The organism is Micromonospora sp. NPDC050200, assembly GCF_040656135.1.
Taxonomy (GTDB): Bacteria; Actinomycetota; Actinomycetes; order Mycobacteriales; family Micromonosporaceae; genus Micromonospora.
On sequence record NZ_JBFALG010000045.1, the window covers coordinates 45,925 to 58,377 of the forward strand.

At 68.6% G+C, this 12,453-nt stretch carries 12 protein-coding genes and 2 pseudogenes; 6 read left to right on the plus strand and 8 right to left on the minus strand.

What is annotated here, in order from left to right:
* Positions 1-42 precede the first annotated feature (42 nt).
* Positions 43-1,155 carry an extracellular solute-binding protein gene (locus AB0I41_RS25375; protein WP_357112307.1) on the plus strand — a complete coding sequence of 371 codons (1,113 nt, stop codon included), beginning with the start codon at positions 43-45 and terminating at the stop codon, positions 1,153-1,155.
* Between the two features lie 250 nt (positions 1,156-1,405).
* On the opposite strand, the gene AB0I41_RS25380 is transcribed toward AB0I41_RS25375, so the two are convergent.
* Positions 1,406-1,591: a hypothetical protein gene (locus AB0I41_RS25380; RefSeq protein WP_357112311.1), complete on the minus strand. Its 186-nt coding sequence runs from the start codon at positions 1,589-1,591 to the stop codon at positions 1,406-1,408.
* Between the two features lie 198 nt (positions 1,592-1,789).
* Between AB0I41_RS25380 and AB0I41_RS25385 the strand changes: the two are divergent.
* Positions 1,790-2,431, plus strand: a pseudogene (locus AB0I41_RS25385) (hypothetical protein); the annotation flags it as partial.
* 13 nt (positions 2,432-2,444) lie between these two features.
* Here AB0I41_RS25385 and AB0I41_RS25390 read toward each other — a convergent pair.
* Positions 2,445-3,185 carry a FadR/GntR family transcriptional regulator gene (locus AB0I41_RS25390; RefSeq protein WP_357112314.1) on the minus strand — a complete coding sequence of 247 codons (741 nt, stop codon included), beginning with the start codon at positions 3,183-3,185 and terminating at the stop codon, positions 2,445-2,447.
* A gap of 315 nt (positions 3,186-3,500) precedes the next feature.
* Between AB0I41_RS25390 and AB0I41_RS25395 the strand changes: the two genes are divergently transcribed.
* Together AB0I41_RS25395 and AB0I41_RS25400 are read left to right on the plus strand one after the other, a co-directional pair.
* Positions 3,501-5,249 (plus strand): iron ABC transporter permease, encoded by a 1,749-nt coding sequence (locus AB0I41_RS25395; protein ID WP_357112317.1) that lies wholly within the window; start codon positions 3,501-3,503, stop codon positions 5,247-5,249.
* Between the two features lie 39 nt (positions 5,250-5,288).
* Complete coding sequence (locus tag AB0I41_RS25400; RefSeq protein ID WP_357112319.1) at positions 5,289-6,422, plus strand: ABC transporter ATP-binding protein; 1,134 nt, start codon at positions 5,289-5,291, stop codon at positions 6,420-6,422.
* A gap of 158 nt (positions 6,423-6,580) precedes the next feature.
* On the opposite strand, the gene AB0I41_RS25405 is transcribed toward AB0I41_RS25400, so the two are convergent.
* The 5 genes and pseudogenes from AB0I41_RS25405 to AB0I41_RS25425 all read right to left on the minus strand — a co-directional run bounded on the left by AB0I41_RS25405 (position 6,581) and on the right by AB0I41_RS25425 (position 9,384).
* Positions 6,581-7,204, minus strand: a complete 624-nt coding sequence (locus AB0I41_RS25405; RefSeq protein ID WP_357112334.1) for a class II aldolase/adducin family protein — start codon at positions 7,202-7,204, stop codon at positions 6,581-6,583.
* Positions 7,201-7,455 carry a hypothetical protein gene (locus AB0I41_RS25410; RefSeq protein WP_357112340.1) on the minus strand — a complete coding sequence of 85 codons (255 nt, stop codon included), beginning with the start codon at positions 7,453-7,455 and terminating at the stop codon, positions 7,201-7,203. Before AB0I41_RS25410 ends, AB0I41_RS25405 begins: the two co-directional genes overlap by 4 nt.
* Before the next feature lie 19 nt (positions 7,456-7,474).
* Positions 7,475-7,615 (minus strand): annotated as a pseudogene (locus AB0I41_RS25415) (NAD-binding protein); the annotation flags it as partial.
* 31 nt (positions 7,616-7,646) lie between these two features.
* Entirely contained in the window at positions 7,647-8,096 is a 450-nt protein-coding gene (locus AB0I41_RS25420) for an NAD(P)-binding domain-containing protein (protein ID WP_357112322.1), read from the minus strand.
* Positions 8,097-8,151: 55 nt separating this feature from the next.
* Entirely contained in the window at positions 8,152-9,384 is a 1,233-nt protein-coding gene (locus AB0I41_RS25425) for an FAD-dependent oxidoreductase (protein WP_357112325.1), read from the minus strand.
* 79 nt (positions 9,385-9,463) lie between these two features.
* Between AB0I41_RS25425 and AB0I41_RS25430 the strand changes: the two genes are divergently transcribed.
* Positions 9,464-9,892 (plus strand): MarR family transcriptional regulator, encoded by a 429-nt coding sequence (locus AB0I41_RS25430; RefSeq protein WP_357112327.1) that lies wholly within the window; start codon positions 9,464-9,466, stop codon positions 9,890-9,892.
* Positions 9,889-11,136, plus strand: coding sequence for an MFS transporter (locus AB0I41_RS25435; protein ID WP_357112329.1), 1,248 nt, complete (start codon positions 9,889-9,891; stop codon positions 11,134-11,136). Before AB0I41_RS25430 ends, AB0I41_RS25435 begins: the two co-directional genes overlap by 4 nt.
* A gap of 1,160 nt (positions 11,137-12,296) precedes the next feature.
* On the opposite strand, the gene AB0I41_RS25440 is transcribed toward AB0I41_RS25435, so the two are convergent.
* Positions 12,297-12,453, minus strand: a 157-nt coding sequence (locus tag AB0I41_RS25440) for a transposase (protein WP_357112337.1), incomplete at its 5' end; no start/stop codon positions are given.

Genomic DNA, 12,453 nt, shown 5'->3' on the forward strand with positions numbered 1-12,453 from the left:
ACGAGGTCGTCCCGGCCTTGCGGATCAGCTCTGGGAGAAACCATGAAGAAGAAGGCCCTGATCATTCCGGTCGCGCTCCTGACGGCCGTCCTCAGCGCCTGCGGCAGCCCGACCGCGAGCTCGGCCGGCGACAGCAAGCCGAAGGTCGACAACCACGCGAAGCAGGTCTTCGACAAGTTCAACGGAATGACCGGCGCCGAGCGCACCGACGCGCTCGTCAAGGCCGCCAAGGACGAGGGCAAGCTCTCGCTCTACACCTCGAACACCGACATGGACGACATCGTCAAGGGCTTCACCGACAAGTACGACATCGACGTCGCCGTCTACCGCGGCAACTCGGAGTCCGTCCTCCAGCGCATCCTGCAGGAGTCGAAGGCGGGCTTCGCGGGCGCGGACCTCATCGAGACCAACTCCGGCGAGCTCAACGTCATCGGCGACGAGGATCTCTTCTACCCCTACAAAGGCGAGTTCCGCGACGCGGTCCGCCCCGAGGGCCAGAAGGACGACTGGACCGCCGACCGCTTCAACGCCTTCACCATCGCCTACAACACCGACATGGTGAAGGGCAAGGACGCCCCGACGTCTCTCGACCAGCTCGCCGACCCGAAGTGGAAGGGCAAGGTCTCGATGGAGGTCGGCGACATGGACTGGTTCTCGGCGATGTACGGCTACTACCTCCAGCAGGGCAAGAGCGAGCAGGAGGTGACCGACCTGTTCAAGGCGATCGCCTCGAACGCGAAGATCGTCAAGGGCCACACGGTCCAGGCCGAGCTGCTCTCCGCTGGTGAGTTCGCGGTCGGCGCCTCCATGTACACGCACTCCGTCCAGAAGGGCACCGAGAAGGGTCGCCCGATCGCATGGCGCACCGCCGCCAACCCGCCGGCACAGCCGATCGTCATCCGCCCCAACGGTGCCGGCCTGCTCGGCACCGCCAAGCACCCGGCCGCCGCGCTGCTGTTCATGGACTACCTGCTCACCGACGGGCAGAAGGCCATCGCCGACGCCTACCGCATCGGCTCCGTGCCGACTGCCGACGACCCGCTGGCCGGCCTGAAGACCATCGAGGTCGACGAGGACGAGATGCTCCACAACGCGAAGAAGTGGGACGACCTCTACGCGAAGGTCCTCGAGGGCGGCAAGGTCTCCGGCAAGTGATCCCGCTGGGCCTCTCAGCGTGACCCGCTCAGCATGACCCCTGCGCCCCGGCTCGGTCCCCGACGAGCCGGGGCGCACCCATGCGCGCCCCCGTCGGGTGCCCGCCCGAAGGAGCCCCTCGCGTGACACGGCCTCAGGTCCGACTCCGGTTCCAGGCCGACGGCGCATGGGTCGGCGCGGCCAACGCCGGCTTCTCGTTCGCGCTCGGTGCCGCCTCTGTCGCGTTGCCGCTGCAGGCGGTCGCCGCCGGCTACGGGCCGGTCGAGGTCGGTGTGCTCACCGCCATCTCGGCGATCTCCCAGATGACCGGCCGCATGTCACTGGGCCGCCTGATGCGCGTGATGCCCGACTGGGTCATCATCGCGATCGCGTGCGTGGTGCTCGCGATCTCGAGCACGATGGTGGTGAGCAGCAGCGCGCTGGCGCCCTTCGTCATCGCCCAGCTTCTGCAGGGCGTGGCTCGGGCGTACTTCTGGACCGGTTCGCAGACCCATGTGGTGCACGGCGAGGGCTCGTCGGTCAAGGCCCTCGCGTCGGTCAACCTGATCGGCAACCTGGGCCTTCTCGCCGGTCCCGTGATCGCCGGTCTCCTCATCGGTGAGGACGCCCATACGGCGCTCCTGTCGCGGCGGCGGCTGCGGTCGTCTCGCTCATCCCCACCGCGCGCCTGGACCGGCTCCCGCCGTTCCGGAAGGTCCAGAACCGGCCGCCCGGACGTCTGTGGGCCAGGGCCGGCGTCTGGGAGGGGTGCTACGCAGGCGTCACCGCCGGTGCCTGGCGCGGTCTGCTGGGCTCCTACGTCCCCATCGCGCTCGTCCGCGCGGGGCATCTCTCGGCGACCGTGGGCATCCTCGTCGCGGTCGCCAACGCGACCGCGATCCTCGGATCGTGGCTGGTGCGGCACGTCGACGGCGATGCACGTGCCCGGCGGATCATGCGCGCGGGTACGCCGGTCACCGGTGCGGCGATGGCCGTGATGGGTCTCGCCGCCGGGTCGAGCGTGCTCGCCGGGTTGGCTCTGGCGGCCTCCGGGATCGCCGCCGGAGCGCTCCAGACGCTCGGTCCGGCACTCGCCAGCGACTCGGTGCATCCGGAGGAACGTGGCGAGGCCATCGCGGCGACCGGCGTCTGGCGGGCGGCATCGCTCTTCGTCTCGCCCCTGGTCACCGCCGGTCTGGTCGCCGTGACGCCGATCGGCGCCGCGATGGTCGTCACCGGGGCGCTGATCGCGGCGCCGATCGGGCAGTGGGTGCGACCGCGCGCCGCTTCGAGCTGAGCTGCGAGGACGGTCAGGCGCCCGCAGGCGGCATGTCGCGGACCAGGCCCGCCGTCCGGTCCAGATGCGTCGTCATGACCTTGATGGCGGCCTCGGTGTCGCGCGCCCCGATGGCGTCGACGAGAGCCGCGTGCTCGTCGGTCCCGCGCCGTCCCATGGCCGGCGCGACCAGCTGCGCCTGGCGCAGCGAGAGCAGCATCGGCCCGTGGAAGCTCTGCACGAGCGTCTCGATGGCCGGGTTGTGGGTGCACACGGAGACGCCGACGTGGAACGCCGCCGACAGGTTCATGGTGTAGGCGTTGCGGTCGAGCGCCTCCCGGCCCTCCTCGACCATCCGACGCAGGCTGGCGATGTCTGCCTCGGTGGCGCGCTCGACGACGAACGGCAGGATGCCCACCTCGATGATGGTGCGAGCCTCGGTGATGTGCGCCGGTGTCAGCGAGGACAGGCTCATCAGGTCGGCCAGCCCCTCGCCGAGGCGCTCGCGGGTGGGGGAGGAGACGAAAGCGCCACCGCGCGCGCCGACCCGGATCTCGATGAGGCCGCTGGCCTCCAGGACTCGCAGCGCCTCGCGCACGGTGACCCGGCTGACGCCGAAGCGCTGGCAGAGGTCGCGCTCGCTGGGCAGGCGATCCCCGGTGGAGAGCTTGCCCTCGCGGACCAGGAGCTTGATCTGGTCGACGATGACCTGCGAGACCCGCTCGACGCTGACCCGCTTGAACAGGTCGGCACCCGTGTCGGTGGCGTCGGACATGGAGAGACCTCGAGACGTAGGATGGGCTGACTGTTGGACTAACGGTCAAACGTATAGCAAGCAGGGCCATTGTGCTCCCGGTGACACGCCCTTCCAACACCCCGAATCGCGGAGGGACGGCTGTCGTACCGTCCGCAACGCGGCGGGGCCGAGAAGAAAACCCAGCGTGAGGGGCTTCCCCTCGACTGATGTGATGTGCTACACATTGTGGCTAATGGTCTGACCGTTATTCCAGTGAGAGTCGGGCCGCCGCTTTGAGGAGCTTCGAATGTCACCCGCCCTCGTCCTCCGGGACATGCTGCTGTGTGAGGCGATGTGAGCGTCGCCACCACCACGCCGGAGCAGGCCCAGCGCGCCACCACTGACGCGGCGCCCGCCGGCTGGCGACGTCTCGTCCCCACCCCTAAGGTGCTGATCCTCGGTGTCGTCGCGCTGGTGGTCGCCTACCTGGCGATCGTGCCGCTGTGGTTCCTGATCCAGGGCACCTTCCTCGACCAGAACACGAGCGCGTTCACGTTGGACGGCTTCACGCGGGCGTACACCGATGACAAGGCCATCGAGATGATGCGGAACTCGATCTGGTTCGCCGTCGGGTCCGCTGTGCTCTCGTTGGTCGTCGGCACCGCGTTGGCGTTCCTGAACGTCCGCACCGACGTGCCGTTCAAGAGCCTCTTCTTCGCCGGCTCGATCGTGCCGCTCATCATCCCCGGCATCCTCTACACCGTCGCGTGGATCTTCCTGGCCAGTCCCGACATCGGCCTGATCAACTACGTGCTGGAGCCGATCTTCGGCAAGGGCGTCCTCGACATCTACAGCGTCTGGGGCATGATCTGGGTCGAAGGTCTCCACCTCTCGCCGATCACCTTCCTTTTCATGGTGGCCGCGTTCCGCGCCCAGGACCCCTCGCTCGAGGAGTCGGCGCTGATGTCGGGCGCCTCCCGCTGGACGGTGATCCGCCGCATCACCGTGCCGCTGCTGCGCCCGGCCATCGCGGCGAGCGTCCTGATCATGACGGTCCGCGCCCTCGAGAGCTTCGAGGTCCCGGCGCTGCTCGGCCTGCAGAACGGCATCTACGTCTTCACCAGCAAGATCTACTTCATGCTGCGGACCTACCCGCAGGACTTCAACGGCGCCGGAGCGTTGGCGCTGGGCCTCCTCGCGATCGCCGCGCTGGGCATGCTCGTGGAGCATCTGATGAGCAAGGGCGCCAAGGCCTATCAGACGGTGACCGGCAAGGGCTTCCGCCCGCGCCCGATCGAGCTGGGCAAGTGGCGCCCCCTGGCCGGCGCCGCCATCATCGGCTACTTCGTCCTCACGGTCATCCTGCCGCTGCTGCTGCTCGTCTACACCTCGCTGCTGCCCTACTACCAGAAGCCGTCGGGCAAGGCGTTCAAGTCGATGAGCCTGGACAACTACAACGCGCTGCTGGACATGTCCAAGGCCACGACCGCGCTGAAGAACTCGCTGTTCCTCGGGGTCGCCGCGGCGACCCTGGTCATGATCCTCATGGCCGTCGCCGCCTGGATCGTGGTCCGCTCCGGCATCCGTGGGCGCAAGCTCCTCGACCTGCTCTCCTTTGCGCCACTGGTCATCCCGGGCCTGGTCCTCGGTCTCTCCCTCCAGTTCGTCTACCTGCGGAGCCCGATCGCCATCTACGGCACCATCTGGATCCTGCTGGTCGCCTACTGCACCCGCTACCTGCCCTACGGCATGCGGTATGCCGTCACCTCGATGCAGCAGATCTCCGCCGAGCTGGAGGAGTCGGCCGCCGTGAGCGGGGCGACCTGGTGGCAGGTCTTCCGTCGTGTGCTGCTGCCCTTGCTGATGCCGGGCCTGCTCGCCGGCTGGATCTACATCTTCGTGGTGTCGTTCCGCGAGCTGTCGAGCTCCATCCTGCTCTACAGCTCGGGCAACGAGGTCCTCTCGATCCTGATCTGGGAGCAGTTCGAGAACGGCAGTTTCACCGTCCTGGCCGCGCTCGGCGTGGTGATGATCGCCGTGCTCATGGTGCTCGTCTCCATCGCCTACAAGCTCGGGGCCAAGGTCGGCCTCCAGCAGGACTGACCCCGCGAGACTTCGAAGAAAGAGATAAGGACCATCGCCATGCTGGAGATCAGCAACCTCATCAAGTCCTACCCTGGTGATAAGGCCAAGAAGAGCGGCTCGCAGGGTGCCCGGGTCTTCGCCATCAACAACGTCAACCTGCAGGTGCAGCAGGGTGAGATGTTCACCCTGCTCGGCCCGTCGGGTTGTGGCAAGACCACCACACTGCGCTCGATCGCAGGGCTGGAGCACCCCGACTCCGGCCACATCTCGGTCAAGGGGCGGACCCTGTTCCAGGCCGGCAAGGGCGCCAGGACGGTGAATGTCGCCGCCAACCGCCGCGGCCTCGGGATGGTGTTCCAGTCCTACGCGATCTGGCCGCACATGAGCGTCTTCGACAACGTCGCCTTCCCGCTGCAGGTCAAGCCCCGGAGCGAGCGTCCGGGCAAGGCCGACATCGAGCAGCGCGTCCACCGGGTGCTCGAGGTCATGGAGCTGCGCCAGTACGCCGACCGCCAGGCCACCAAGCTCTCCGGTGGTCAGCAGCAGCGTCTCGCGCTGGCCCGCGCCCTCGTCATCGAGCCGGAGCTGCTCCTGCTCGACGAGCCGCTGTCCAACCTCGACGCCAAGCTGCGCGAGTCGCTGCGCTACGAGCTCAAGCGCCTCCAGCGCGAGCTCGGCATCACCTCCATCTACGTGACCCACGACCAGATCGAGGCGCTCTCGCTCTCCTCGAACATCGCCGTGATGCGTGCCGGCGAGGTCGTGCAGCTGGGCAGGCCGCGCGACATCTACGAGAACCCGACCAGCAAGTTCGTGGCCGAGTTCATCGGCAGCTCGAACTTCATCCACGGTGACGTCGTCAACCGGACCGGTGACAACTACGTCGTCGACACCGCCGAAGGACAGCTCCACCTCGCCTCCAGCGCGGAGGTTCCCACGGGCACGAAGGTCTCCGTCTCCATCCGTCCGGAGACGGTCGACCTCACCACGCAGCGGCCGGCCGACCTGCAGAACGTCCTCGAGGGCACGGTCGGCACCCGTGCGTTCCTCGGTGACGCGGTCGACCACCTGGTCAACGTCGGCAAGCTCGAGATCCGGGTGCGGTCGCTGCCCAACCTCTCCATCGAGGCCGGCACCAAGGTGTTCGTCAAGCTGCCCGCCGACAAGCTCGCGCTCGTCCCGATCGGCTGATCAGGCGTTGTCGCGACGGCGACCCGCCGCCCGTGCTCCTGCTCGGCGGCGGGTCGCACTCGCTTGCGGTGCACGAGCCAACCGGACGCGGGTGAGGAGAGAGCCTCGCCTGAGCGAGGAGCCCACTCCTCGCCCGCCTTCGAAGGCGGCGGATCCGCTCAGATCCACTCGGCGGGGATCACGCCCCGCGCGGCAGCGACCTGGGCGTAGTACTTCCACAGCTTCTCGACGTGCTTCGGCCGGTCGAACGTCTCCAGGAAGTGGTCCAGCTCGGCCTGGGTCAGCGGCTCGACCGCGCCGAGCTGGGTGACAAGGGTGAGCGCTCCGGCGTTCTCGGCCAGGTGCACCGCGTCGGTGAAGACCGCGCGGACGCTCTCGGCGACCAGCACCTGTCCACGGCCGCGCAGCAGCAGGGCGTCCCGGCCGTCGAGGGTCGCCACGACCTGCTCGCCCTTGGCGGGGTCGTCGATGTGCGAGGAGTCGTGGTGCACCGGGATGCCGCCGACCCAGCGGGCGAAGTGGTTCTTGACCGGGACCAGCGGACAGGTCGGCACCGCCGCGAAGATCGTGGTCGGGTCGTGATGGAAGTGGGCGACCGACTGCGCCTCCGGGCGCGCACGGTAGATCTCGGCGTGGATGAAGAGCTCCGAGGGCGGCTTGCCGTCGCTCTCCAGCACGTTGCCGTCGTAGTCCAGAACGAGCAGGCGGGCGGGGTCGAGCGAGCAGCCGGCTGCAGGCGGCGATGCCGCGGCGCAGCGAGGCCTCCGTCGGGTCTGGTTCAGTCATCCAGTCCCGCCTCGCGTGCCGCGACCGTCTGGCCGAGGTAGACGCACGACTCCTCGCCGAGCAATCGAACGACCTCGCCCTGGGTGATCGACTTGACCAGTTGGTCGGTCAGGGCGGCCATCGGCAGAATCAGGTCGCCGTCCTGGGCGAGATCCAGGACGAGGTCCATGTCGTTCTCGTGCCAGGTGAACCGGTAGCGGTCGAAGTTGCGCAGGGTGCCGTTGTCGCCGGGTGACTTCAGCAGCACCTCGCGCGGTCTTCTCGGCGTCCACCCCGTAGCGCTTGGCCAGCGCCAGGGCCTCGACGTTGGAGGCCGAGTGAACCCGGTGGAGGTAGTTGTTGCACGCCTTCGCGATCTGACCAGCGCCCAGCGCTCCGACGTGCTCGGCGTCCTTGCTGTAGCCCATGACGACCGGCCGGGCCCGCTCGACGTCGGCCTCAGTGCCGCCGAGCAACGACACAAGCCGTCCCGTTGTCGGCGTTGGTTCCGCCGAAGACGACCGGGGCGTCGACCACACTCGCCCCGGCGGCGTGGAACAGCCGATCCACGGTCGACATCACCGCCAGGCTGTGAGTGCCGGTGACCACCAAGAGCTGACCGGCCCGAGCGTACGGGCACAGGTCGTGCACCAACGCGACCACCGACTCATCGGTGGGAAGGCACGCCAGCACGACGTCGCACGCGGCCATCAGCGCCTCGAGCGATCCGGCGGACGTGACGCCGACCTCGGCGGCGGTGAGCACTCGTTCCGGCGCCAGGTCGAAGCCGACGACGTCCTGCCCGCGCAGGACCATGTTCCTCGACATCGGCAGCCCCATGGCGCCGAGCCCGATATTCCGACACTCATCCTCTTCCTTCTTTCGTGGTCGCAGCGGCGCGCAGCTCATCTCCCATCAGAGCGGTCGACCCGAGTGGCTGGTCACGGCGGATGTCTCAGGAGGTTCAGCGCCGGGCGGGAATCAGCGTCTTGAGCTGAACGTCGAGGTCTGCGGCGACCGTGCGCGGCACGGAGGCGCCGCCCTCGAGGATCTTGCGGACGGCCATGTAGTCGCGGGGCGCGTTTATCGAGTCGATGGCGATGAGCCGGTCGCCGCGGTAGTACAGGGCGGAGAACTGCTGGCTTTCCGGCTCGCCGCGCAGCACCACGTCGTCGTAACCGGAGCTCAGGCCGGCGATTTGGAGCTTGATGTCGCCCTGGTCCGACCAGAACCACGGGACGACGGACAGCGGGTCATGGACGCCGACGAGGGTCGCCGCGGCGGCACGGCCCTGGGCGATCGCGTTGGCGACGGACTCGATGCGCAGCAGCCCGTTCTCTGCTCGCAGCGCGGTGCAGTCACCGGCGGCCACGACCCCGGGCAGGCTCGTGCGGGCATGGGCGTCGATGACGATGCCGCCCGATGACACCTCGAGGCCCAGCTGCTCGGCCAGCGCGGTGTGCGCGACGAGGCCGATACCGACCAGCACGACGTCGGCGGGGAGGCTGGTCCCGTCGGAGAGCTCGACGGAGGAGACGGTGCCGGAGCCGGGGAACCCGACGACGCCGGTGTCGAGGAGGACCCGTACGCCGCGCTGCTCGTGCGCGTCGAGGTAGAACTGCGAGACCACCGGGGCGACCGCGCGCGCCATCAGCCGCTCGAGGGCCTCGACGACGACCACCTCCTTGCCGAGGCTGTTGGCGACGGCCGCGACCTCCAGTCCGACGAAGCCGCCGCCGACGACGACGACTCGTCGCGCGTCGTCGAGGCTGGCGCGCAGCGCCGCGGCGTCGGAGAGGTCGCGCAGGTAGAACACGTTGCCGAGGTCGGCGCCCGGAACGTCGAGCCGGCGCGGCGTGCCTCCGACCGTGAGGGCGAGCTGGTCGAAGTCGAAGGTCCGGCCCGTCGCACTGACCGCACGACCCCCGGACGCGCCGAGATCGACGCGGTCGATCCACTCGCCTGTGACGACGCCGATGCCGTGGTCGGCGTAGTAGTCCGCCGAACGGAGCAGGAGCGACTCCGCCTCGGCCTTGCCCGACAGGTAGGACTTCGACAGTGGCGGGCGCTGGTAGGGGAGGTGCTCCTCCGCGCCCACCAGCGTGATGGGACACGTCGCTCCTAACTCGCGCAGCGACGCGGCGAGCTGGGCGCCAGCCTGGCTGGCTCCGACGATCAGGACTCCGGGATCCGTCATGTGCGCTCCTCGTGATGGTCAGACCATTAAACCCTGAGACCGATGAACGTAGTTAGTACGCAGTGCGTACTATCGCGCCATGGCATCGCACGGACCCGAGGAGGTCGACGCTCTCCGTCTCGCGGTCGTCCGGCTCGAGCGCAAGCTGCGCAAGAGCGCCGGGACTGGCGAGGTCACCCCGTCGCAGTTCTCGGCGCTCTTCGCGCTGGATCGGCACGGGCCCTTCCGGCTCGGCGAGCTCGGCCGACGCGAGCAGATCGGCAAGTCGACCGTCACCCGCCTGGTAGTGACGCTGGAGAGCAAGGGCCTGGTCAGCCGCACCGTCGACGACCTCGACGCGCGCAGCAGCATCGTCGCGATCACCGACGCCGGCCGCCGTCTGCTGGTCCGCCTCGCCGAGCGGTCGAACGACTACCTGCGCAACCGGGTGGCCGAGCTAGACCCGGCCGAGGCCGACCGGCTCTTCGACGCCGTCGGTGCGCTGGCCAAGCTCGGTGCTGCGCGGTGAGCGGATACCTGTCGGCGACGTTCAGGTCCATGCGGCACCGGGCCTACCGGCTGTACTTCACCGGTCAGATCGTCTCGACGGTCGGGACCTGGGCGCAGAAGGTCGCCCAGGCCTGGCTGGTCCTCGAACTCACCGGGTCGGGCACCCTGCTCGGGGTCACCGTCGGCCTGCAGCAGGCCCCGACCCTCTTCCTGACGCCGTGGGCCGGGATCATCGCCGACCGGATCGATCGGCGACTGATGCTGCTCTGTACCAATTGGGCGGCCGCGGTGCCGGCGGCGGCCATGGGTGTCCTGGTGCTGCTCGACCGGGCCGCCGTCCCCGCGATCATGCTGCTCGCTGTGCTGATCGGCATCGTCGAGGCCTTCGACAAGCCGGTGCGCCACACCTTCGCCGCCGACATCGTCCCGACGGAGGACGTCACCAACGCGGTCGCGCTGAACGCGACCATGTTCAACGCGGGCAAGGTGCTCGGGCCGGCCGCGGCAGGCGTGGCGATCGGCTCGGCCGGCCTTGCGGTGACCTTCCTCTTCAACGTCTTCTCCTTCCTCGTCATGATCGTGGCTCTCACCCGGATCCGACCCGACGAGATGCGGCCGCGCGACATCCGCCCGAAGGAACGCGGCGCGCTGCGGGAGGGCGTCGACTACGCCCGTCGTACGCCGGTGATCGCGACGGCCCTGGTGCTGATGACTGTCACTGGTCTTGTCGCCTACGAGTGGAACACCGCGGTGCCGTTGCTGGCTCGGGAGTTCTCCCCGGACGCCGCGATGATCGGCTACTTCTTCGCCGCGATGGGTGCGGGTGCGATCGCCGGCAGCCTGTCCCTCGCCGGGATCCTGGTCGCGGCGCCGCGGACGTTCCTAGGTGCGGCGACAGCGTTCGCGGCGGCACTGGGAGTCGTCTCGCTGGCACCCTCGACGTGGACGGCGCTGGTGGCGATGTTCGTGCTCGGGGCCGTCGCCACCACGTTCCGTGCGCTGGCGACCTCGCTCGTCCAGCTGGAGTCTGAAGCGGTGGTGCGCGGCCGGGTGGTCTCACTGCTGATCATGGCGATCAACGGCACCTCACCCATTAGCGGGCCACTCATCGGGTGGATGTCGCAGACCTACGGCGCCAGGGTCGCCATCGGCACCGGCGCCGCGATCTCGCTGCTCGCGGCGCTCGCGAGCTGGCGCTACCTGGCACAGGCGGCGCCGGAGCGGTTCGCGGTTCCCGAACGCGCCGACCGCACGCATGTCTGATGCTGGCGGGGCCTGCCGTTCGCCGCCGGCACAGCCGGTGATGTCCCTTGACACCTGCGGCGCATGGTGAGGTTGCGACGCAGAACCCATGGCTCGCCCATGGTCTGGCTCCGGACCTCAAGGCAGTCCGTGTCGCGAACTACATCAAGACCCTGCGCCGCGATCTGTTGAACGCGACATCAGCCGACCACGCCACACACTGGCTCACCTGGCGACGCCGTCACCAGGCCCGCGCCCGCTGGTTCCACCAACGCACACGACTAAACCGCGACTACGCCCTGGTCAGATAGCAACTGGCGGCTGCCGTACTAGCCTGGTCATATCGAGGGCCTCCTGTGTTTCCTGAGGGCCCTTCATAATGCGGGGCCGCGTCTACACCGCCGAATCCGCGTCGATCCCTGCCGTTGATGGCCCTCGGTGGTTGTGACTGCGGACTTATTCCGCCCGCCCCCGGTGCTACCGCGCCCGCAGCCGGACTCCCACCCGCAGTAGGTTGGGTGCCGGCTGCTGCCGGCAGGGGCCGGAAACGCCGCGGTAGCCGCGATCGCAGGAGGACCGGGTCCGGCGACAGCGCCCTGGGAGCGGCGCCCGCGGCCGCCCCCAGGGCACCCCGACCGCCTCTGGCAGGGCGGCCAGAAGTTCGCCCTTGGCGGGCATCGCCATCTGGTGCCACGTAGGCCCACAGCTCGTCGAACGCGTCGCGCTCCTTGTTTGGAGTGCCAGCGGAGCCGATGGCAAGTAGTAATCCGTGCTGGGTAGGGCTCGCTGGCAAGCTCGAGCCACACGCGGGCTCCGGACCCCGAGAGGGGCACCACCATCTGACCGAACCCAGGAAACACCCGCGCGGGGGGTGACAGCACAACCTGTCACCGCCGGCGCTGCTTTCGGGCTCAGGACAGCAACCAGCCCGGCTGATGTGCGTACTGAAAAGTTGAGCGGCGCAAACCCGGCCGAACAGGTCCACCGAGAGATTTCACAGCCCAGGTCAGAGCGCCGGTCACTGAAAAGCTCGGAGAGAGCCGACATTGGGCTTCTCATCACCGGGCACAGCGGCAGTGTCCGCCGCATCGGTCGTGATCGTCATCAGGTGCTACTCCCTTGATCGGAGTTACACCGTTGTTTTGGCCCTGTCTCACATTCGGTGGTGACGGAGGGTGCTGCTATCCGAGGAGGATGCGGTGGCGAAGCAGGGTGAATCCCGCTCGTCCGTGCATTTGGCGTGCGATCCGCTTGGTCTTGGTGTTGACGCCTTCGGTGGGGCCGTTGCTGTAGGGAAGCGTGAGCGCTGCGTTCACGGCGTCGCGGTCTCGTTCCAGG

Coding starts and splice junctions, on each gene's coding strand:
- AB0I41_RS25400 (WP_357112319.1), top strand. CDS start 5,289: ATGCTGGAGATCAGCAACCTCATCAAGTCCTACCCTGGTGATAAGGCC.
- AB0I41_RS25420 (WP_357112322.1), bottom strand. CDS start 8,096: ATGAGCTGCGCGCCGCTGCGACCACGAAAGAAGGAAGAGGATGAGTGT.
- AB0I41_RS25425 (WP_357112325.1), bottom strand. CDS start 9,384: ATGACGGATCCCGGAGTCCTGATCGTCGGAGCCAGCCAGGCTGGCGCC.
- AB0I41_RS25430 (WP_357112327.1), top strand. CDS start 9,464: ATGGCATCGCACGGACCCGAGGAGGTCGACGCTCTCCGTCTCGCGGTC.
- AB0I41_RS25380 (WP_357112311.1), bottom strand. CDS start 1,591: ATGACGAAGGGCGCCAGCGCGCTGCTGCTCACCACCATCGTGCTCGAG.
- AB0I41_RS25390 (WP_357112314.1), bottom strand. CDS start 3,185: ATGTCCGACGCCACCGACACGGGTGCCGACCTGTTCAAGCGGGTCAGC.
- AB0I41_RS25375 (WP_357112307.1), top strand. CDS start 43: ATGAAGAAGAAGGCCCTGATCATTCCGGTCGCGCTCCTGACGGCCGTC.